The sequence below is a fragment of the Amycolatopsis alkalitolerans genome (genome assembly GCF_006152065.1).
GTDB classification, from domain to species: Bacteria; Actinomycetota; Actinomycetes; order Mycobacteriales; family Pseudonocardiaceae; genus Amycolatopsis_E; species Amycolatopsis_E alkalitolerans.
In genome coordinates this window covers 1-19667 of the sequence record NZ_VDFW01000005.1, presented here as the reverse complement: position 1 = coordinate 19667, position 19667 = coordinate 1, and the positions used below count along the sequence as shown (strand labels likewise).

The window sequence follows — 19667 nt, the reverse complement described above, 5'->3', positions numbered from 1 at the left end:
CACGCCACCACGCTGGGGACTATGAGAACCGCGCGTTTGGTCGCCGGGTACGCGGCCATCCTGGGCACGCTGCCGTATCTCACCCTCAAGGTCGTCTGGCTCACCGGCGGCACGCTCGGCCTCACCGATCCCGGGCTCGTCCGCACCACCGGCATGGCCGTGGCGAACGGTTTCACCGGCGGCATGGACCTCGTCGCGATCGCGATCGCGCTGACCGTGGCCCATCGGTGGGGCGAGCGGGTCACCGCGTGGCTCGTGCTGTTCCCGTTGTGGGTCGGCACCGGTTTCCTCGCGCCCATCGCGCTTTCCGGCCCCGTCATCGGTGTCGACCTCGCGGTCACCGACCACGGCTCGAGCGGTCTCGAGCCATGGGTGACTCCCCTGGTCTACGGGTGCTTCATCTGGCAGGGCCTCACCTTGCTCACCGCCTTCGTGCTCTACGCCCGGATGCGCTGGGCACCGCTGTTCACCGCCCGCACGTCACCCGGCCTCAGCCTCACCGCGGGCATCGGCGTCGCGATCGCCACGATGGCCGCGGCGGTGCATGTGATCTGGACGTTCGCACCGATCCGGGACGGCGCGTCGGTGGCCACCCGCTTTCTCGACGGCGTCGACGGCGTGCTCGCACTGGCCGCGGCGGTGGGGATGCTCCTACTGGCTCGCGAGCACGGGCGATTCCGGTGGCCGATGGTGCTGGTGTGGGCCGGCTCGGCCACCCTGTTCGCCTGGGGTTTCTGGTCGGTGTTCACGACCGTGGGCATGACCTCCGGCGAGACCCTTTTCGAAACGGTGATGGGGTACGCACAGGCGCTCGCCGGCGTGCTGCTCGGGCTCGGGTTGCTGGCCAAGGCGCGAGCGGTTCGCTAGCCGAGACCGGTGCCGCCGATGTCGTCGGCCGGGGTCTTCGTCAGCCGGTAGAACAGCAGGGCGCCGGTTTCGCGGTAGATGTACATCGCCTGCGTATGGCGGGTCTGCACGATGGGGCCGCTGTGCGTCGGCGACGTCCGGGCATCGATCCCGGAATCGTCGGCCATCACGCGCGCCCGCAGCGAATGCCACGGGTCGCTGACGAGGACCGCGGTATGCCAGCCGTGCCGCGCGACGACGTCCGCCACCGCGCGCAGGCTGCTCAGCGTGTCCCCGCCCTCGCCGACGGGCAGCGTGCTCGACTTCGGCACGCCCTGCTCGACGAGCCATTTGGCGCCCGCGGACGCCTCGGTGTACTCGTCGCCGGCGCGGTTCCCGCCCGCCGTGATGATGACCTTCGCGACGCCGTCGGAGTAAAGCTGCTGCGCGTGCCGGAGCCGGGCCTGGAAGATCGGCGACGGTTTCCCGTTGTACTGCGCGGCCCCGAGCACGACGATCACGTCGGCCGGGCTGCGGTCGTCGTCGCGGGCGACCTTCCAGATCCGGAACGCGGTGCCGCCGATCAGCACCGCGACGACGAGAAGCGTGCCGAGCAGGGCACGACGCAGCCAGCTGACCTTGCCCGGCGCGCGAATCCCCACCGCGCCATTCTCACAGCCAGCCGCTCTCCTCCGCGAGGCGGACCGCCTCCGCCCTGGTGCGCGCACCGGTTTTGCCGATGGCGGCGGAAAGGTGGTTGCGCACCGTGCCCTCGGACAGGTGCAGGCGGCGGGCGATGTCCGCGACCGTGGCGCCGTCGCTCGCCGCGCGCAGCACGTCGTGCTCGCGGCTCGTCAACGGGCTCGACCCCGTCGCGAGCGATTCCGCGGCCAGCGCCGGATCGACCACGCGCAGCCCGTTCGACACCCGGCGCACCGCGTCCACCAGTTGCTCGGGCGGCGAGTCCTTGACCACGAACCCGGTCGCGCCCGCGGCCATCGCGCGGGCGAGATAGCCGGGCCTGCCGAACGTGGTGCACACGATGATCCGGCAGGCCGGCCGCGCCGCGTGCAGTTCGGCCGCCGCGACCAGCCCGTCCTTGCCCGGCATCTGCACGTCCAGCAGAGCGACGTCCGGCGCCGACTCCTTCGCCGCGGGCAGCACCTCGTCACCGGAGCCGACCTGGGCGACCACCTCGATATCCGGTTCGAGCCCGAGCACCGTCGCCAGCGCACCGCGCACCATCGCCTGATCGTCGGCGAGCAGGACCCGGATCACGAAGCCACCTCCAGCGCGGGCCGCACCTCGGCACGCACGACGAAACCGCCGCCCTCACGCGGCTCGGCACGGAGCGTGCCACCGATCTGCCCGAGCCGCTCGGCCAGGCCACGCAACCCGTTGCCACGCGCGTCCACCGGCGCCCCGACCCCGTCGTCCTCGATGTCCAGCCAGGTCTTGCCGAACCGCACCTTCACGTGTTTCGCCCTCGAATGCCGCAGCACGTTCGTCACCGCTTCCCGCAGCACGTAGCCGAACGCCTGCTGCAGGTCCGGGCGCACGTTGTCCACCGCGTGCGGCAGGTCCGCGTCGATCTCCGCGGCCCGCAACGCCGCGCGGGCCCCCACCAGTTCCGCCGACAGCGACACCTCACGGTATTCCGAAACCGTCGCGCGGACGTCCGCCAGCGCGCTGCGCGCCAGGCCCTCGACCTCGTGGATCTCCGTGACCACCCGTTCGGGATCGTGGGCGCTTTGCAGCATCCGCCGGGCCAGGCCCGCCTTCACGGTGATCGTGGTGAGGCTGTGGCCCAGGATGTCGTGCAGGTCCCGGGCCAGGCGCTCGCGCTCGGCGTTGACCGCGAGGGTCGCGATCTCGTCGTTCGCCGCGCGAAGGCTCCGGACCGTGCGGATCAGCCGGCCCATGAAGAACATCGCCGCCGTGGTGCCCAGCAGGGCACCCACGTCGCCCAGCGAGCCGTGCGCGCCCACGTGCAGCTGGACCAGCAGCGCCAGCGCCCCGATCGACACCCCGTCGAACACCAGCGCCCACCCGACCGGCACTCCGAACGCGATCATCGCCAGCGCGTAGAGCAGGACGTAGACGGTGCCGTCGGCCACCGTCAGCATCACCGCCCAGCCCAGCGCCAGCGTGCCGACCGCGAAGGCGACCCGCACGCCGAACGGCCGTTTCCTGAACAGCAGGAACGGGAAAACCACGTAGCAGGCGCCGTAGAGGATCGTCAGCAGCAGGTCGGCGACCCCGGCCGGGCTGGTCGCCTGCCGCGCGGCCGGGACCAGGATCGGCAGCAGGAACACCACGGCCATGAGCGGCCAGCGGTAGTTGAAGAACCGGTCACGGGGCTGGTCGTCGAGCTCGTCCCGCCACCAGTCACCCCAGTCGGTCCGGCGCGCAGCCACCACGTTCTCCCTCGTCACACCCGTGCCGAATCCTTACGGTAGCGCCGGACCACGGCGAAGGAGAGCACGGCGGTCCAGATGCCGAGCATCAGCACGTCCTTGCCGAGGCTCGTGGACATGTCGGGGGTGACCGCGCCTCGGCCGATCTGCCCCATCCAGTACGTCGGCAGCACCTGCGCGATGTTCACCAGCCAGTGCGGCATCGCGTCGATCGGGATGAAGATGCCGCCCAGCAGCGCCATCGGCAGCATCACCAGCTGCGTGATCGGCTGGGTCGAGTCCGCCGTGCCGATCTGGCCGATGAGCAGGCCGATCAACGCGAACGGGATCGCCGCGAGCCACACCCCCAGCGTGGCCCGCACCCAGCCGGATCCGCCGAGCGAGACCCCCTCGCCGACCGCGGCCACCAGCGGCACGAGGATCGCGGGCGCGAGCGCGAGGGTCATCCCGGTGGCCGCCTTCGCGGTCAGGTACCCCGGGCCCGACAGCGGAGTCAGCCGCAGCTGCCGCTGCCAGCCCGAAGCCCGTTCCAGGGCGACCCGGGTACCGGTGAACAGCGCCGCCGCCATCGCGCCGAACGCCGTCATGCTCACCATCAGCACGGCCTTCGCTTCCGGCTCTTTGGCGAAGATGCCCACATACAACAGGTAAAGCAGCACCGGGAAGCCCACCGTGAAGATCAGGAACCGTGGCGAGCGGGTGACCCGCCGGATTTCGAGCGCCAGGAATTTGAGGCTCATTCTTCCTCCTCCGAAGTCAGGGAAAGGAACGCGCCTTCGAGGCCGATCGCGGTGATCTCGATGTCGTGCGCGTCGGGAAAGGCGGTCAGCAGGGCGCGCAGCGTCGCGTCGGAATCGGTGCTGGAGACCGCGATCCGCTGACCGCGGAGCTGATACTCGGTGACGCCCGGCAGGTTGGCGATCGCCGTCGCGGTGGCTCCGGGCACGACCGCGCGCAGCGACCGGCCGCCGGCGAGTGCCCGCACCTGGGCGACGGATCCGTCCGCGACGATCCGCCCGCCGCGCATGAGCACGACGCGGTCGGCGAACTCCTCGGCTTCTTCGAGGTAGTGTGTCGCGAACAAGACCGTGCGGCCGGAGTCGCTGAAGGCCTGCATGGACCGCCAGAACTCGCGGCGGCTGGCGACGTCCATCGCCGCCGTCGGCTCGTCGAGCAGCAGCACGTCCGGATCGGACACGAGTGCCACGGCGAACCGCGCCCGCTGCTTCTGGCCGCCGGACAGCTTGTTGCCGCGCCGGTTCGCCAGGTCCTCGATACCCGCGCGGGCGAGCGCTTCGCCGACGGGCATGGGATCGCGGTGCAGGGACGCGACCATGGCGACCATCTCGCCGACCGTCGCGTCGTCCAGCAGCGCGCCGCCCTGGAGCATCGCGCCGATACTGCCGGTCTGGACGGCTTCGGTGGGCGAAGCGCCGAACACCGTCACGTCACCGGCGTCGGGTGCGCTCAGCCCGAGGATCAGGTCGACGGTGGTGGACTTCCCGGCGCCGTTCGGGCCGAGCAGCGCGACGACCTCGCCCGGGGCGATCGTGAGGTCGATGCCGTCGACGGCACGCACCTCGCCGTAGGACTTCCGCAGCCCGGTGAGCCGCACCGCGGCCCCCGTGGTCACCGCAATGTCGCGGACAGGAGAACTTGTGTTCATACCCCGACTCTCCCGCCGGGGCGGCGGTCATGAGCAGGCCGCTCGTCACGACCTGACCATGACAGGTGTCAGGGGTGCATCTCGATGCACAGATGCTACGATGAAGATATGCGAACCACGATCGATCTGCCTGACGACCTGCATCGTCAGGCTGTCTCAATCGCGCGCGATACCTCCCGAACGCTCAGCGAGATCGTGGCCGAGCTCATGCAACGCGGGTTGCGGCAGGGTAAGCCGACCCCGCCCACACGGAGTTCCCGTACCGGCTTGCCCGTCGTACGGCTCGGCAAGGTGATCACCACCGATGACGTTCGATCACTGGAGGACGATCAGTGACGACATTGCTCGACGCCAACGTCTTGATCGCGCTCGTCGTCGCCGACCACGTGCATCACGACTCGGCCGAGAACTGGTTCGTCCGCTCGGCAGAAACCTTCGCCACGTGCCCAGTCACCCAGGGGAGCCTCCTGCGCTTGTTGATCCGGGAAGGGCAGACAGCGGCAGACGCCCAAGCCACACTTGGCTCGATCGGCACCAGTGACCGTCACGAATTCTGGCCGGACTCGATCTCCTACCGTGACGTGCCCATGGATGGCGTCCTCGGCCATCGCCAGGTCACCGACTCCTACCTCGCGCATCTCGCGCGAGCCAACGGCGGCCGGCTCGCGACATTCGACCAAGGCCTGGCCAAGCTACACGTGGATGTCGCGGACCTCTTGCCGACGATTCCCACCAGCCTTTTCGCTGAGAGGCGCTAGGAGCCGAGGAGGCGAGTGGAGAGGTAGGCCTCGACCTTGTCCAGCGCGATGCGCTCCTGCGCCATCGAGTCGCGCTCACGGACGGTCACTGCGTGGTCCTCGAGCGAGTCGAAGTCGACGGTGATGCAGAACGGCGTGCCGGTCTCGTCCTGGCGGCGGTACCGGCGGCCGATCGCGCCCGCGTCGTCGAACTCGACGTTCCAGTTCTTGCGCAGTTGCGCGGCCAGGTCCTTCGCCTTGGGCGTCAGATCCGCGTTGCGGGACAGCGGGAGCACCGCGGCCTTCACCGGCGCCAGCCGGTAGTCCAGGCGCAGCACCGTCCGCTTGTCCACGCCACCCTTCGCGTTGGGGGCCTCGTCCTCCGTGTACGCGTCGAGCAGGAACGCCATCATCGGGCGGCCCACACCCGCGGCGGGCTCGATCACGAACGGCCGGTAGCGCTGCCCCGTGCTCTGGTCGAAGTACGACAGGTCCACACCCGAATGGTTCGAATGCGTGGTGAGGTCGAAGTCGGTGCGGTTCGCGATGCCCTCGAGCTCACCCCACTCCTGGCCGGACGAGAACCCGAAGCGGTACTCGATGTCCACCGTCCGCTTCGAATAGTGGGACAGCTTCTCCTTCGGGTGCTCGTAGTGGCGCAGGTTCTCGCTCTTGATGCCGAGGCCCGTGTACCAGTCGGTGCGCAGGTCGATCCAGTACTGGTGCCAGCGTTCGTCCTCACCGGGCTCGACGAAGAACTCCATCTCCATCTGCTCGAACTCGCGCGTGCGGAAGATGAAGTTGCCGGGCGTGATCTCGTTGCGGAAGGACTTGCCGATCTGGCCGATCCCGAACGGCGGCTTCTTGCGCGAGGTGGCCTGCACGTTGAGGAAGTTCACGAAGATGCCCTGCGCGGTCTCCGGGCGCAGGTAGTGCAGGCCTTCCTCGCTCTCCACCGGGCCGAGGAAGGTCTTGAGCAGGCCGTTGAAGCTGCGGGGCGCGGTGTACTGCCCGCGGGTGCCGCAGTTCGGGCAGGTCACCTCGGACAGATCGCCCTCGGCCAGCTTCTTACCGGTGCGCTCTTCGTACTCCTCCTGCAGGTGGTCCGCGCGGAAGCGGCGGTGGCAGTGCAGGCACTCCACGAGCGGGTCGACGAACGCCTCGACGTGGCCGGAGGCCTCCCACACCTTGCGCGGCAGGATCACCGCGGAGTCCAGGCCGACGACGTCGTCCCGGCTCTGCACCATGGTCTTCCACCACTGGCGCTTGATGTTCTCCTTCAGCTCGACCCCGAGCGGCCCGTAGTCCCACGCCGAGCGGGTACCGCCGTAGATCTCCCCGGACGGGAAGACGAAGCCACGGCGCTTGCACAAGCTGACGACGGTCTCAATCGTGTTGGCGGGCACTCCACGCTCTCCAAAGCCGGCGGGATGGTTTCGATCCAGGGTATCCGGCGGGCCTTGACAGACCGGCCGGGGCCCGCCTACGGCCCATTAGGATGGAACGACATCCCACGACAGGCTGGAGTGCGACATGACCGCGGCGAGCCAGGTGCCGGACGAGCTGCACTCGGACGGCCCGCTCAAGCCGGGCACACCCGTCCCGTCGGTCACCGCGCTGGCCGGGGCCGGGGAGCTGCTGCGGGCGCTCGCCGCCCCGGTGCGCATCGCCATCGTGCTGCAACTGCGGGACGCGCCGCGCTGCGTGCACGAGCTGGTCGACGCGCTGGACGTGGCGCAGCCGCTGATCAGCCAGCACCTGCGGGTGCTCAAGGCGGCCGGGGTGGTGCACGGTGAGCGGCACGGGCGCGAGGTCGTGTACTCGCTCGCCGACGATCACCTTGCCCATATCGTGGTGGACGCGGTGGCACACGTTCAGGAGGACGCATGACGAGGCTCGCTCCGGTCCCTGGCCGTCGTTCGACCAAGCAGCGTGCCGCGGTGGTGGAGCTGCTGGCGGAGGTCGACGACTTCCGGTCGGCCCAGGAACTGCACGACGAGCTGCGCAAACGCGGCGACGGGATCGGGCTGACCACGGTGTACCGGACGCTGCAGTCGCTGTCGGAGGCCGGCGAGGTCGACGTGCTGCGCACCGAGACCGGCGAAGCGCTCTACCGGCGCTGCTCGGCACACCACCATCACCATCTCGTCTGCCGGCACTGCGGGCGGACGGTCGAGGTCGAGGGCCCGGCCGTCGAGCGCTGGGCGGACCGGATCGCGTCCGGGCACGGGTTCTCGGAGATCTCCCATACGGTCGAGATCGTCGGCACGTGCGCCGACTGCGGGGCCCGGCTCGCTCAGTCTTCGTAAGGGTCGGCGGGCTGCGCGACGCGCCGCAGCGAGGCGAGCACGAAGTCCGGCGTGTAGCGGTTGGCGCTCGTCGCGGTACCCGGCACGACCCGCCCGGTGATTTGCAGCCACGTGTCGTTCGGGTAGTTCACCGGCCCCCGCATCCGTACCGTCAGCGGGTACGCGTCCGCCGCGCAGCACGTGATGACCATGCGCGCGAGCAGGACGGAACCACCCGAATGTGTGACGAACCCGGTCAGCTGGACGGTCCTGCCGTTCAGCGAACCACCCGGATCCCAGCCCGCGCGCGTGATGAACTCGGTGAGCGAAAGCGGAACCTCGTCCCCTGGCGGCAGCGGTGGGAAGGCGGCCTGGCTTTCCGCCGGGGCGCGGGCTTCGGTGCGGGTGACGGAGTCCGAACCGAGCGCGGGCGGCGCGATGAGGAACACCGCGAGCACCGGCAGGATCAGCAGCCACGCCGAGCGGGCCGGATGGTGATGGCCGTGCTGCTCGCGGCCGCGGGAGCGGAGGTCGCGCAGGATCGCGACGGCGCCGAGCGCGACCATCACCGCTCCCCCGGCCAGCAGCCAGACCTGCTGGGACGGTTTGACGTAACGCAGGTAGTCGCCGTTGATGCCGATCTTGAGCAGGGCGCCGCCGAGCAGCACCAGGAGCACGTTCTGGGTCTCGCGCCTCACCGGGCACCACCGATCAGCGGCAGGCCCACGGCGAGCGCGCAGCCCACCGCCACGACGAAGGTCACCGGCGCGAAGCGCACCGCGAACGAGCGGCCGAAAGTGCCTGCCTGCAAAGCGAAGAGCTTCACGTCGATCGCCGGGCCGACGACGAGGAACACCAGTTTGGGGAGCAGCGGCAACGCCGTCAACGACGCCGCGACGAACGCGTCCGCCTCGCTGCACAGCGCCAGCACGACCGCGAGCACCGCCATCACGACGACGCCGAGCACAAGCTGACCACCCAGCACGGCGAACCACGACTGCGGTACGAGCACGTTGAGCGCGGCCGAGATCACCCCGCCGAGGACGAGGAAGCCGCCCGCCTCGACAAGATCGGTGCGCGCGATCTCGGCGAAGGCCCGCCAGCGACCGCCCGCGCCCTCCGGCATGCGCTCGAGCGCGCGCCGCACGATCCAGTCGAGCTTGCCCCAGCGAGCCCACAACAGCCCCATCACGACGGCGGTGGCGAGCGAACCGAGGAAGCGCGCGAGGACCATTTCCGGCTTGCCCGGGAACGCGATCGCCGTGGCGACCAGGACGACCGGGTTCACGGCCGGCGCGGCGAGCAGGAAGGTCAGCGCGGCCGCCGGGGCGACACCCTGGCCCATCAGCCGCCGCGCCACCGGGACCGAGGCGCATTCGCAGCCCGGCAGCGCGATCCCGGCGAGACCCGCGACGCCGACCGCCGCGGCCGTGCGCCTCGGCAGCACGCGGCGCAGCACCCGCGCGGGCACGAAGGCCGCGATCGCCCCGCTCAGCAGTACCCCGAGCACGAGGAACGGCAGCGCCTGCACGCATACCGCGACGAAGATCGTCGAACCGGTGCGCAGGGCCGGCACGTTCAGCGCGTTCTGCAGCCATGACTGACCCAGGATGGCGAGGAGCAGCACCGCGCAGAGCACCTCGACGGAAGTGATCCGCCGCGCGCGCTTCGGCCGTTCAGTCAGGACGTCCACAAGCGACGATGATGCCAGGCCCCACCGACAATCCCGCCCCCACCGCCGAGATCTACGTTCAGGACGGTGAGTTCGACGTTCGGTGCGGCGTCAGCCCTCGGCCGGGACCAGTTCGGTCCGCAGCTGCGAGGCCGTCGAGACCACGAGCATCAGCAACGTCCCCAGCGCGGCGGCATCCAGCCCCTGCGCGGGGAACGCGTACCGCAGCGTCAGGTCCAGACCACGGTCGGTGTGGGTCACGCCGAGCGTCCCGAACAGGCCCTGCCCGGCACGCTCGGCGGCCGAAGCCGCGATACCCGGCTGATCCGGCAGATCCCACGCGACCACGCAGGTCAGGCTCAGCACCGTGAGCCCCTCGGCCAGCTGGGTCGCCTGGATGACGCTCGGCACTCCGGCGTGCGAGAACGTCAGCGCGCCGTCGTCGTCGACGTGCACCTCGAGGTAACGCTCCAGCGCCTCACGCGCGCGAGCCAGCAGTTCCGCGGTGTCCGCGGCCTCCGAACCCATCAGGCACCTTTCGCGGCATCGATGGCGGCGCCGAAGCGGCGGTCGCGCTTGGCGAACTCCAGGCACGCCGCCCACAGCTGGCGCCGGTCGAAGTCCGGGAACAGCGTGTCCTGGAACACGAACTCCGCATACGCCGACTGCCACAGCATGAAGTTCGACGTGCGCAGCTCGCCCGAAGGCCGCAAGAACAGGTCCACGTCGGGCATTTCGGGCTGGTAGAGGTACTTCGCCAGCATCGTCTCGTCGACCTTGTCCGGATTGATCTTGCCCTCGGCCGCGAGGCGCGCGAGCCGGCGTGCCGCGTCGGCGATCTCGGCACGGCCGCCGTAGTTCACGCACATCGTCATGTTGAGCAGCGTGTTGTTCTTCGTCTTCTCCTCGGCCGCCTGCAGCTCCTTGATGACGCTGCGCCACAGCTTCGGCGTGCGCCCCGCCCACCTGATGCGCACCCCGATCGAACCGAGGTAGTCGACCTGCCGGCGGATCGTGTCCCGGTTGAAGCCCATCAGGAAGCGCACCTCGTCCGGGCTGCGCTTCCAGTTCTCGGTCGAAAACGCGTACACGGAAAGCCATTTCACGCCGAGTTCGACCGCGCCACTGGCGACGTCGATCATCACGGCCTCGCCGCGCTTGTGCCCCTCGATCCGCGGCAGGCCACGCTGGTTGGCCCAGCGGCCGTTGCCGTCCATGACGAGGGCCACGTGGTTGGGCACCAGCTCCGCCGGGATCTCCGGCGGGCGCGCCCCCGACGGATGCGGGTCCGGTGCCCGCCGCGCCGCGGTATCGTCGCGTCCCTTGCGCAGCACCCCTAGTTCGCCTCCCATAGGTCGCTTCCGCCGTTCGACAGTACGCGCTTCGGCATCGCTACCCTACGAGGGCACCGAAACGAGCAACGGCCGTAGGGAGCGGATTTCGTGAATGCCGATGGGGAACGAGCACCGGCGGCGCCGGACAATGTCGACCTGGACCGGCCGAGCACGGCCCGGATCTACGACTGGTATCTCGGCGGGACGAACAACTACGCGGTCGACCGCCATTTCGGCGAGCAGGCCGGCAAGCAGTTTCCGCTGATCAGGCCGCTGGCCATGTCGAACCGGCAATGGCTGGGCCGCGTGGTGCGAGCGGCGCTGGCGGAGGGCATCACCCAGTTCCTCGACCTCGGCTCCGGGGTGCCGACCGCGGGGAACGTGCACGAGATCGCGCGGGACGGCGCGGACGCTCGTGTCGTGTACGTGGACTACGAGCCGGTCGCGGTCGCCCATTCCGAGCTGATCCTCGACCAGCAGAACGCGACGGACTGGGCCGGGGTCGTGCGTGCCGACTTCCGGCAGCCCGACATCGTGTTCGAGCACGAGACCACCCGCCGGCTGCTGGACTTCGCCAAGCCGGTGTGCGTGCTGATGGTTTCGGTGCTGCACTTCGTGGGCGGCGCGGACAACGTGCCCCGGGTGATCGACCGCTACCGCCGGCGCCTCGCCCCGGGCAGCTGGCTCGCCGCCAGCCACATCACCACCGACGACGCCCCCGCCGAGGGCGCGGCTCAGATCAGCGCGCTGGCCGAGTCCTACCGCACTACGCAGAACCCGGCCTGGCTGCGCGACAAGGCGGAGTTCGCGTCGTGGTTCGAAGGCTTCACGCTGGTCGAGCCGGGCATCGTGCACCTGACCGACTGGCGCCCGGACGAGCCGGAGGCCCTGTTCCCGGATCTCGAACCGGCCGCGGTCCGGCCGTTCTACTGGGCGGCCGCCGGGCGGGTGCCGCAGCGCTAGGCGCCTCCCGCGGCGACCTCCCTGGCACGGCGCTCGACCAGCGGGAGCGAGCGCAACTGCCGTTCGAGATGCCACTGCAGGTGTGCGGCGACCAGGCCACTCGCGTCGCGGCGGGTGCCCTGGACCGCGGCGTCCGCGACGTCCCAGTCACCGTGCAGCAACGCCTCCAGCAGCACCAGCACCTCGGGCGCGGGATGCACCGCCCCCGGCGCCCGGCAGGTGCCGCACATCGACCCGCCCGCCTGCACGCTGAACGCCGCGTGCGGGCCGGGCAGACCGCACCGCGCGCATTCGGTGATGGCGGGCGCCCAGCCGGCGAAAGCCATGGCGCGCAACAGGAACGCGTCGAGCACCAGCGACGGGTCCCGCCCGCCGTCGGCGAGGGCGCGCAGTGCGCCGGTGACCAGCAGGTACAGCCGTAGGGCCGGCTCGCCCTCCTCGGCCGTGAGCCTGTCGGCCGTCTCGGCGATCGCGCTGGCGGCGGTGTAGCGCTGATAGTCGCCGACCAGGGGCAGCCCGAACGCGTCCACGGTCTGCACCTGGGTGATCACGTCGAGCGTGCGGCCGGTGTAGAACTGCACGTCGACATGGCCGAACGGCTCCAGCCGCGCGCCGAACCGCGAGGTGGTACGGCGCACGCCCTTGGCGACGGCACGCACCTTGCCGTGCTGGCGGGTGAGCAGGGTGATGATCCGGTCGGCCTCACCGAGCTTGTGCACCCGCAGCACCACACCAGTGTCGCGATAGAGGCTCACCACGACATCCTCTCATCCCCCACCGACGAATCCGCACACCCGACGTCGAACTCGCCGTCCCGAACGTGGATCTCGGGGTTAGAAGCCCAGGCGGCGGAGTTGTTTCGGGTCGCGCTGCCAGTCCTTGGCGACCTTGACGTGCAGGTCCAGGTAGACCTTGGTGCCCAGCAGGGCCTCGATGTGGCGGCGGGCCGCCGAGCCGACCGTGCGCAGGCGTTCCCCCTTGTGCCCCAGGATGATGCCCTTCTGGCTCGGGCGCTCGACGTACAGCAGCGCGTGCACGTCGAGCAGGTCGCTCCGCCCCTCGCGCGGCTGCATCTCCTCGACGGTCACGGCGATCGAGTGCGGCAACTCGTCCCGCACGCCCTCCAGCGCCGCCTCGCGGATCAACTCCGCGACGAGCGTCTGCTCGGGCTCGTCGGTCAGGTCGCCGTCCGGATACAGCTGCGGCCCCTCCGGCAGCCGCGCCACCAACAGATCTTCCAGCTGCTTCACCTGGAAACCGTCCACAGCGGACACCGGGATAAGCTCCGCGAAGTCCATGACCTCCTGCAGCGCCAGCAACTGGTCCGCGATCCGCTGGCGGGTCGCGAGGTCGGTCTTCGTCACGATGCCGACCACCGGGGTACGGCGAGCGATCTTGCGCAGCTCGCCCGCGATGAACCGGTCGCCGGGGCCGACCTTCTCATCGGCCGGCACGCAGAACCCGACAACGTCCACTTCGGACCAGGTCGAGTACACGATGTCGTTGAGCCGCTCGCCGAGCACCGTCCGCGGCCGGTGCAGGCCGGGAGTGTCCACAATGACCAGTTGCGCGTCCGCACGGTGCACGATGCCGCGGATCGCGTGCCTGGTCGTCTGCGGTTTGCTCGAGGTGATCGCGATCTTGCTGCCGACGAGCGCGTTCGTCAACGTCGACTTACCGGCATTGGGCCGCCCGACGAAACAGGCGAAACCCGAACGATGGGTCACCGCAAGACTTCCTGGACCGCGCCCTTGGCGTCCGCGCGGAAGATCGGGGCCTCGGCGGCGAGATCGCGCACCGCCCGCACCGAAGCGTCGTCGACCGAACCGCCGCCCGTCACCACGGCCGCGGCCTCCAACCCCTCCGCGCCGCTCGACACCGCCGCGGCGATCGCGGCCTGCAACGCGGTGATCCCGAACGAAGGCAGCGCCACCGTGGTTGCCGCGTACGTGCGGCCGTCGGTGTCCCGCACCGCGGCGCCTTCGGCCGCCTGGGTGCGCGCCCGGGCCGATCGGGCGAGAATCACGATCTTCTCGTCTTCCGGCTCAAGCTCAGACATCCTCAATGCTCCCGTCGCGTTCCTTGTCACCGTTGTGCAGCTTACGTTCCGCCGCACCGTCCACGGCGCCCGCCACCACCGTCGTGATGCGCATCCGGCCGCGGCGGTCCTTACCGCCTTCGGCGCGCAGGTGCAGCCCGTCGACCTCGGCCTCCGCGCCCGGCAGAGGCACCCGCCCGAGCCGCTGCGCGAGCAGCCCGCCGACGGTCTCCACGTCGTGATCGGACAGGTCGATCCCGAACAGTTCACCCAGATCGTCGACGCTCAACCGCGCCGAGACACGGACCGAGCCGTCCCCGAGACGCTCGACCGGGGGCCGCTCCTCCTGATCCGACTCGTCGGTGATCTCACCGACGATCTCCTCCAGGATGTCCTCGATCGTCAGCAGGCCCGCGGTACCGCCGTACTCGTCGACCGCGATCGCCATGTGGTTGTGCGAAAGCTGCATGTCGCGCAGCAGATCGTCGAGCCGCTTCGAGTCGGGCACGAAGGTCGCCGGGTACATCAGTTCCGCGACCGGCTTGGCCGACCCCTCGTCCAGCGACGCGCGCACGAGGTCCTTCAGGTTCACCACGCCCGCGATGTCGTCCACGGATTCGTCGATCACCGGGATCCGGGTGAACCCGGTGCGCAGTGACAGTGCCAGTGCCTGCCGCACCGTCTTGTCCTGCTCGATCCAGACGATCTCGGTGCGCGGCACCATGACCTCGCGGGCCACGGTGTCCCCGAGTTCGAACACCGAGTGGATCATCTCGCGCTCGGCCGGCTCCACGACCCCGCGTTCCTGCGCCAGGTCGACCAGCTCGCGCAGCTCGATCTCCGAGCTGAACGGCCCTTCGCGGAAGCCCTGACCAGGCGTGATGGCGTTGCCGACGAGGATCAGCAATCGCGACAGCGGCCCCAGCACGGTGCCGAGCACGCGCACCGGCCCGGCCACGACGGCGCCGACGCGGTACGGGTGCTGGCGGCCGATCGTGCGCGGGCCGACGCCGATGATCACGTACGCGACCACCACCATCACCACCGCCGTGACCACGAGGGCGAGCCATTCCGGGTGGATCCAGCGCAGGACCACGACGGTGACCAGCACGGTCGCGGTCAGTTCGCAGATCATCCGCAGCAGGAGCAGCAGGTTGATATGGCGGCGGCGTTCGGCGACGACGGCCGCGAGCTGGCGCGCGCCGGGGCGGCCCATCCGGATCAGGCCGTCGACCCGCGCCGGGGACACGGTGCTGATCGCCGCGTCGGCCGCGGCGAACACCCCGCCGAGCAGGACCAGCGCGACGGCGATCACCAGCAGGGAGGCGGAGCTCGCCATCGGTTACCCGTCTTCGGCGGTCGCGTCCAGACCCGCCGCCCCCAGCAGGCGGTCGTCGTTGGTGCGCTGCGCGTCCCGCCGCTTCGCCGCCGACATGGCGGCCTTGAAGTCGGCCAGGATCCGCTTCTGCAGCCCGAACATCTCGCGCTCTTCGGCCGGCTCGGCGTGGTCGTAGCCGAGCAGGTGCAGCACGCCGTGCACGGTGAGCAGGTGCAGCTCGTCCATCAGCGAGTGGCCGGCCGTGCGGGCCTGGTCCTTCGCGAACGGCGGGCACAGCACGATGTCACCGAGCAGCGCCGGCGACACGTCACCGGCGTCCGGCCGGTGACCGGCCTGCAGCTCGTCCATCGGGAAGGCCATCACGTCGGTGGGCCCCGGCAGGTCCATCCAGCGCACGTGCAGGTCCGACATCACGTCCAGGGTCACCAGCACCACCGAAAGCTCGGCGAGCGGGCTGACCTCCATGCGGTCGAGTGCGAACCGGGCGGCGGAGACGATGGACGTCTCGTCGACCGCCATCCCGGACTCGTTGGCGATTTCGATGCTCATGATCAGTCAGTGGCGGCCTTTCCAGCCGTTGGTGCTGTGGGCGGCGTCCCGGTCCTGGGTGGCCTGCCATTTCTCGTAGGCGTCCACGATATCGCCGACCAGCCGGTGCCGAACCACGTCCTGGCTGGTGAGCTGCGCGAAGTGCAGGTCATCGACGCCTTCGAGGATGTCGCGGACGACCCGCAGGCCGCTGCGCTGCCCGGTGGGCAGGTCGACCTGGGTGATGTCACCGGTGACCACGATCTTGGAGCTGAACCCGAGCCGGGTCAGGAACATCTTCATCTGCTCGGGCGTGGTGTTCTGCGCCTCGTCGAGGATGATGAACGCGTCGTTCAGGGTTCTACCCCGCATGTAGGCCAGCGGCGCGATCTCGATGGTGCCGGCCTGGATCAGCCGCGGGATCGAGTCCGGATCGACCATGTCGTGGAGCGCGTCGTAGAGCGGGCGCAGGTACGGGTCGATCTTCTCCGACAGCGTGCCGGGCAGGAAGCCCAGCCGCTCGCCGGCCTCGACCGCGGGGCGGGTCAGGATGATGCGGGTGACCTGCTTGGCCTGCAGCGCCTGGACGGCCTTCGCCATCGCCAGGTATGTCTTGCCGGTGCCGGCGGGGCCGATACCGAAGACGACCGTGTGCTTGTCGATCGCATCGACATAGCGCTTCTGATTGAGCGTCTTGGGGCGGATGGTGCGGCCGCGCCGGGACAGGATGTCCATGCTCAGCACTTCGGCCGGCGACTCGTGCCCCCCGGACGACAGCATGCCGACCGTGCGGCGCACCGTGTCGGGGCCGACCTGCTGCCCGCGCTCGGCGAGCGTGACCAGTTCGGCGAAGACCCGTTCCGCGAACGCGACCTCGGCAGGCGCGCCGGTGAGGGTGACCTCGTTACCGCGCACGTGGACGTCGGCTTCGAGCAGGTCTTCGGCGACGCGCAGGTTCTCGTCGCGGGAACCGAGCAGGGTCAGTGCGGCCGTGTCGGGGATCGGGAACCGGGACTGCGCGCTCTTCGTGGCGATCTCGGTGACATCCGTGCTGGCATCGGGGACGTCCGCGCGGACGTCGGATCGGGCGCCTGGACCCTGTGCGGTTCCGGCCACGTGCTTTCGGGCCTGCTTTCTGCGCGTGCGCTCGTCGGCGGTGCTGTCATCCATGATGCTAGCGGCACCCGCCCCGTATCGCAGGTGGTTAGTCGTGCCGCCCGGCGCATCACGGTCGGTATCCGCTACAACGTGCCGCGCGGACCCGGTGATTCCCGGACGTTCGGCCTTTGCCGTCACCCGGTGTCACCGCCAGGATGTGTCCGAGGTGGATGCCGGTGTTGGACGTCATGGTGATCGGAGCCGGGTTCGCGGGGCTGAGCGCCGCGCGGGCGCTGGTGGACGCGGGTAAGGACGTCGCGGTCGTGGAGGCGCGCGACCGGGTCGGCGGGCGCACGCTGAACGTCGAGGTGCCGGGCGGCATCGTCGAGGCGGGCGGGCAGTGGGTCGGGCCCGGGCAGGACCGGGTGCTCGGGCTGATCGCCGAGCTGGGGCTGAGCACCTACCCGACCCATGACTCCGGCCTGCACCTCGCCGAGCTGGGCGGCCGGACGACCCGGTACTCCGGCCGCATCCCAAAGCTCAACCCGGTGGTGCTGGCCGATATCGCGCAGGCACAGCTGCGCCTGGACCGGGCCGCCCGCCGGGTGCCGTTGGAAGCGCCCTGGGCCGCACCGGGTGCCGCCACCCTGGACGCGCAGACCTTCGCGACCTGGCTGGGCCGCCACGTCCGCACGCGGTCCGGGCGGGCGTTCTTCCAGCTGGTCACCGAGGCGGTGTGGTGTGCCGATCCGGCGGAGCTTTCGGCGCTGTGGGCCCAGTTCTACATCCACTCCGGCGGCGGGCTCGATTCGCTGATCAACACCACCGGCGGGGCACAGCAGGACCGGGTCGTGGGCGGCACCCAGGGCGCCGCGCAGGCGCTCGCGGCGGGGCTCGGGGACCGGGTGCGGCTGGGCACCCCGGTCACGGAGCTCGAATGGACCGCCGAGCGGGTGCGGGCCGGGGATCTTGAGGCGCGGCGGGCGATCATCGCGCTCCCGCCGCCCGCGGTCGCGAGGATCGGGTTCAGCCCCGCGTTGCCGGCCGACCGTGCCCAGTTGCTGCAGCGGATGCCGATGGGCTGGACCATCAAGGTCAACGTGGGCTACGACGAGCCCTTCTGGCGCACCGAGGGCATGTCGGGCCAGGCGAACAGCGACCGGCGCGCGCTGGGCACGGTGTTCGACGGCGGGCCGCCCGACGGCGCGCCCGCCGTGCTCGTCGGGTTCCTCGAGGCCCGGCACGCGCAGGCGGCCGCGCGCATGGCGCCGAAGGAGCGCCGCGATCTCGTGCTGGCCGACCTGACCGCGTATTTCGGGCCCCGCGCGGCGGAACCGGCGTTCTACTTCGAGCAGAACTGGGCCGAGGAGGAGTACACGCGCGGTTGTTACGGCGCCTTCGCCACGCCCGCGACGCTCACCAGGTTCGGTCCCGCCCTGCGTGCGCCGGTCGGCCCGCTGCACTGGGCGGGCACCGAGACGGCGACGCGCTGGGCCGGGTACATCGACGGCGCGATCGAATCGGGCCGCCGGGCCGCGGAGGAGGTGTTGCGATGATCGCCTCGTGCGACACCGTCGTGGTGGTCGGCGAGGGCCGGGTGCTGTTCGCGAAGAACTCCGATCGTGATCCGAACGAGGCGCAACCGCTGGACTGGCAGCCGCGGCGCGAGCATCCGGCCGGCGCGCGCGTGCGGTGCACCTGGCTCGAGATCGAGCAGGCGCCCCGGACCCACGCAGTCCTGCTCAGCAGGCCGTTCTGGATGTGGGGCGCGGAAATGGGCGCCAACGAGCACGGTGTGGTCATCGGGAACGAAGCCGTGTTCACCGACCAGCCCTACCGTACGAGCGGGCTCACCGGGATGGACCTGCTGCGGCTGGCGCTCGAACGCGCCGCGACCGCCGAGGAGGCGGTGAACGTGCTGACCGGGCTGCTGGAACGCTACGGCCAGGGCGGCGGCTGCGGGCACGAGGACCGGAACTTCACCTACCACAACAGTTTCCTGGTCGCCGATCGTCGTGGCGCGTACGTGGTGGAGACGGCCGGGCAGCTGTGGGCGGTGGAACACGTGCGCGTCGGAGCGCGCAGCATTTCCAACGGCCTGACGATTCCGGGTTTCGCCGCGCACTCCGACCGCCTGCGCACCGCCGTCTCGGCCTGCCGCACCCGCCGTCCCCGCACCGAGCACCTCGCCGCGGGAGCCGACGGCCCCGCCGAACTGATGGCGGCGTTGCGCGACCACGGCGCCGGGCGGAGCGCGCCGCGTTATTCACCTCTGAACGGCGGTATGGCGGCGCCGTGCATGCACGCGGGCGGTCTGGCCGCGAACTCGCAGACCACCGCATCCTGGGTGGCGGACCTGCGCCCCGACACGGCGGCGCACTGGGTGACCGGCACGGCGGCCCCGTGCACGAGCCTGTTCAAACCGGTGCGGGTGGACCAGCCGCTGGATCTCGGCCCGTCCCCGACGGACGTGTTCGACGAGAAATCCTTGTGGTGGCGCCATGAACGCCTGCACCGGACCGCACTCCGGGACCCGGCCACGACGTTCCCGCGCTTCACTCGTGAACGCGACGAGACCGAAGCTCGCTGGCTGGCGGACCCGCCCCCACCGGAGGAAGCCTTCGCCGAAGCCGGCCGGCTGCTCACGAAATGGACGGCAACGGTTTCCCGGCCCACCGACCACCGTCCACTCTGGACGAAGCGCTACTGGCGCATCCGGGACACCCGAGCGGCGCTACCGG

Annotated in this window: 24 protein-coding genes; 8 read left to right on the top strand and 16 right to left on the bottom strand. The window is 70.5% G+C overall.

The window, feature by feature from the left end; all coding sequences use genetic code 11:
- Positions 1-21: 21 nt before the first annotated feature.
- Positions 22-867 carry a hypothetical protein gene (locus FG385_RS07665; protein WP_139095926.1) on the top strand — a complete coding sequence of 282 codons (846 nt, stop codon included), beginning with the start codon at positions 22-24 and terminating at the stop codon, positions 865-867.
- On the opposite strand, the gene FG385_RS07660 is transcribed toward FG385_RS07665, so the two are convergent.
- From FG385_RS07660 to FG385_RS07640, 5 genes are read right to left on the bottom strand one after another with little or no spacing between them, the layout of a single operon-like run.
- Positions 864-1502 (bottom strand): YdcF family protein, encoded by a 639-nt coding sequence (locus FG385_RS07660; protein WP_139096161.1) that lies wholly within the window; start codon positions 1500-1502, stop codon positions 864-866. The genes FG385_RS07665 and FG385_RS07660 overlap by 4 nt on opposite strands.
- 16 nt (positions 1503-1518) lie before the next feature.
- On the bottom strand, positions 1519-2124 hold the full coding sequence (locus FG385_RS07655; protein ID WP_139095925.1) for a response regulator transcription factor: 606 nt from the start codon (positions 2122-2124) through the stop codon (positions 1519-1521).
- Entirely contained in the window at positions 2121-3281 is a 1161-nt protein-coding gene (locus FG385_RS07650; protein WP_235022437.1) for a sensor histidine kinase, read from the bottom strand. Before FG385_RS07650 ends, FG385_RS07655 begins: the two co-directional genes overlap by 4 nt.
- Positions 3278-4003, bottom strand: coding sequence for an ABC transporter permease (locus tag FG385_RS07645; RefSeq protein ID WP_139095924.1), 726 nt, complete (start codon positions 4001-4003; stop codon positions 3278-3280). The genes FG385_RS07650 and FG385_RS07645 overlap by 4 nt, the downstream gene beginning before the upstream one ends.
- Positions 4000-4929 (bottom strand): ABC transporter ATP-binding protein, encoded by a 930-nt coding sequence (locus FG385_RS07640; RefSeq protein WP_200834354.1) that lies wholly within the window; start codon positions 4927-4929, stop codon positions 4000-4002. The genes FG385_RS07645 and FG385_RS07640 overlap by 4 nt, the downstream gene beginning before the upstream one ends.
- 108 nt (positions 4930-5037) lie before the next feature.
- On the opposite strand from FG385_RS07640, the gene FG385_RS07635 reads away from it, so the two are divergent.
- Both FG385_RS07635 and FG385_RS07630 read left to right on the top strand, forming a co-directional pair.
- A complete protein-coding gene (locus tag FG385_RS07635; protein WP_139095923.1) occupies positions 5038-5265 on the top strand; it encodes an antitoxin in 228 nt (75 codons plus the stop codon).
- A complete protein-coding gene (locus FG385_RS07630) occupies positions 5262-5687 on the top strand; it encodes a TA system VapC family ribonuclease toxin (RefSeq protein ID WP_139095922.1) in 426 nt (141 codons plus the stop codon). The genes FG385_RS07635 and FG385_RS07630 overlap by 4 nt, the downstream gene beginning before the upstream one ends.
- Here FG385_RS07630 and FG385_RS07625 read toward each other — a convergent pair.
- Positions 5684-7072, bottom strand: a complete 1389-nt coding sequence (locus FG385_RS07625; RefSeq protein ID WP_139095921.1) for a glycine--tRNA ligase — start codon at positions 7070-7072, stop codon at positions 5684-5686. The genes FG385_RS07630 and FG385_RS07625 overlap by 4 nt on opposite strands.
- Positions 7073-7199: 127 nt before the next feature.
- On the opposite strand from FG385_RS07625, the gene FG385_RS07620 reads away from it, so the two are divergent.
- Together FG385_RS07620 and FG385_RS07615 are read left to right on the top strand one after the other, a co-directional pair.
- The gene (locus FG385_RS07620; RefSeq protein WP_139095920.1) at positions 7200-7556 is read left to right on the top strand and encodes an ArsR/SmtB family transcription factor; all 357 of its coding nucleotides are present in this window, start codon (positions 7200-7202) and stop codon (positions 7554-7556) included.
- The gene (locus tag FG385_RS07615; RefSeq protein WP_139095919.1) at positions 7553-7975 is read left to right on the top strand and encodes a Fur family transcriptional regulator; all 423 of its coding nucleotides are present in this window, start codon (positions 7553-7555) and stop codon (positions 7973-7975) included. Before FG385_RS07620 ends, FG385_RS07615 begins: the two co-directional genes overlap by 4 nt.
- Here the strand turns inward: FG385_RS07615 and FG385_RS07610 are convergent.
- From FG385_RS07610 to FG385_RS07595, 4 genes are all read right to left on the bottom strand, one after another.
- Positions 7963-8652 (bottom strand): TIGR03943 family putative permease subunit, encoded by a 690-nt coding sequence (locus FG385_RS07610; RefSeq protein WP_139095918.1) that lies wholly within the window; start codon positions 8650-8652, stop codon positions 7963-7965. The two genes, FG385_RS07615 and FG385_RS07610, sit on opposite strands and share 13 nt — an antisense overlap.
- Positions 8649-9647, bottom strand: a complete 999-nt coding sequence (locus FG385_RS07605; RefSeq protein ID WP_235022436.1) for a permease — start codon at positions 9645-9647, stop codon at positions 8649-8651. Before FG385_RS07605 ends, FG385_RS07610 begins: the two co-directional genes overlap by 4 nt.
- 90 nt (positions 9648-9737) lie before the next feature.
- Positions 9738-10154: a YbjN domain-containing protein gene (locus FG385_RS07600; protein WP_139095916.1), complete on the bottom strand. Its 417-nt coding sequence runs from the start codon at positions 10152-10154 to the stop codon at positions 9738-9740.
- Complete coding sequence (locus tag FG385_RS07595) at positions 10154-10978, bottom strand: isoprenyl transferase (protein WP_139095915.1); 825 nt, start codon at positions 10976-10978, stop codon at positions 10154-10156. The genes FG385_RS07600 and FG385_RS07595 overlap by 1 nt, the downstream gene beginning before the upstream one ends.
- A 90-nt stretch (positions 10979-11068) precedes the next feature.
- On the opposite strand from FG385_RS07595, the gene FG385_RS07590 reads away from it, so the two are divergent.
- A complete protein-coding gene (locus tag FG385_RS07590) occupies positions 11069-11923 on the top strand; it encodes an SAM-dependent methyltransferase (RefSeq protein WP_139095914.1) in 855 nt (284 codons plus the stop codon).
- Here FG385_RS07590 and recO read toward each other — a convergent pair.
- The 6 genes from recO to FG385_RS07560 all read right to left on the bottom strand — a co-directional run bounded on the left by recO (position 11920) and on the right by FG385_RS07560 (position 16944).
- Positions 11920-12681 carry a DNA repair protein RecO gene (recO, locus tag FG385_RS07585; RefSeq protein ID WP_139095913.1) on the bottom strand — a complete coding sequence of 254 codons (762 nt, stop codon included), beginning with the start codon at positions 12679-12681 and terminating at the stop codon, positions 11920-11922. The genes FG385_RS07590 and recO overlap by 4 nt on opposite strands.
- 75 nt (positions 12682-12756) lie before the next feature.
- On the bottom strand, positions 12757-13650 hold the full coding sequence (gene era / locus FG385_RS07580; RefSeq protein WP_139095912.1) for a GTPase Era: 894 nt from the start codon (positions 13648-13650) through the stop codon (positions 12757-12759).
- On the bottom strand, positions 13647-13982 hold the full coding sequence (locus FG385_RS07575; protein WP_139095911.1) for a cytidine deaminase: 336 nt from the start codon (positions 13980-13982) through the stop codon (positions 13647-13649). The genes era and FG385_RS07575 overlap by 4 nt, the downstream gene beginning before the upstream one ends.
- The gene (locus FG385_RS07570; protein WP_139095910.1) at positions 13975-15300 is read right to left on the bottom strand and encodes a hemolysin family protein; all 1326 of its coding nucleotides are present in this window, start codon (positions 15298-15300) and stop codon (positions 13975-13977) included. Before FG385_RS07570 ends, FG385_RS07575 begins: the two co-directional genes overlap by 8 nt.
- A gap of 3 nt (positions 15301-15303) precedes the next feature.
- Positions 15304-15849: an rRNA maturation RNase YbeY gene (gene ybeY, locus FG385_RS07565; protein WP_139095909.1), complete on the bottom strand. Its 546-nt coding sequence runs from the start codon at positions 15847-15849 to the stop codon at positions 15304-15306.
- 6 nt (positions 15850-15855) lie between these two features.
- Positions 15856-16944 (bottom strand): PhoH family protein, encoded by a 1089-nt coding sequence (locus FG385_RS07560; protein WP_139096158.1) that lies wholly within the window; start codon positions 16942-16944, stop codon positions 15856-15858.
- A gap of 218 nt (positions 16945-17162) precedes the next feature.
- Here FG385_RS07560 and FG385_RS07555 point away from each other — a divergent pair, with 218 nt between their 5' ends.
- Positions 17163-18482, top strand: a complete 1320-nt coding sequence (locus FG385_RS07555) for a flavin monoamine oxidase family protein (protein ID WP_407645467.1) — start codon at positions 17163-17165, stop codon at positions 18480-18482.
- The coding region (locus FG385_RS07550) for a carcinine hydrolase/isopenicillin-N N-acyltransferase family protein (RefSeq protein ID WP_139095907.1) at positions 18479-19667 on the top strand (1189 nt) is incomplete at its 3' end. The genes FG385_RS07555 and FG385_RS07550, both read left to right, overlap by 4 nt.

What these genes read in the sequence shown, in the direction of transcription:
- FG385_RS07665 (WP_139095926.1), top strand. Translation starts at nt 22, where the DNA reads ATGAGAACCGCGCGTTTGGTCGCCGGGTACGCGGCCATCCTGGGCACG.
- FG385_RS07645 (WP_139095924.1), bottom strand. Translation starts at nt 4,003, where the DNA reads ATGAGCCTCAAATTCCTGGCGCTCGAAATCCGGCGGGTCACCCGCTCG.
- FG385_RS07640 (WP_200834354.1), bottom strand. Translation starts at nt 4,929, where the DNA reads ATGAACACAAGTTCTCCTGTCCGCGACATTGCGGTGACCACGGGGGCC.
- FG385_RS07635 (WP_139095923.1), top strand. Translation starts at nt 5,038, where the DNA reads ATGCGAACCACGATCGATCTGCCTGACGACCTGCATCGTCAGGCTGTC.
- FG385_RS07620 (WP_139095920.1), top strand. Translation starts at nt 7,200, where the DNA reads ATGACCGCGGCGAGCCAGGTGCCGGACGAGCTGCACTCGGACGGCCCG.
- FG385_RS07615 (WP_139095919.1), top strand. Translation starts at nt 7,553, where the DNA reads ATGACGAGGCTCGCTCCGGTCCCTGGCCGTCGTTCGACCAAGCAGCGT.
- FG385_RS07600 (WP_139095916.1), bottom strand. Translation starts at nt 10,154, where the DNA reads ATGGGTTCGGAGGCCGCGGACACCGCGGAACTGCTGGCTCGCGCGCGT.
- FG385_RS07595 (WP_139095915.1), bottom strand. Translation starts at nt 10,978, where the DNA reads ATGGGAGGCGAACTAGGGGTGCTGCGCAAGGGACGCGACGATACCGCG.
- FG385_RS07575 (WP_139095911.1), bottom strand. Translation starts at nt 13,982, where the DNA reads ATGTCTGAGCTTGAGCCGGAAGACGAGAAGATCGTGATTCTCGCCCGA.
- FG385_RS07570 (WP_139095910.1), bottom strand. Translation starts at nt 15,300, where the DNA reads ATGGCGAGCTCCGCCTCCCTGCTGGTGATCGCCGTCGCGCTGGTCCTG.
- ybeY (WP_139095909.1), bottom strand. Translation starts at nt 15,849, where the DNA reads ATGAGCATCGAAATCGCCAACGAGTCCGGGATGGCGGTCGACGAGACG.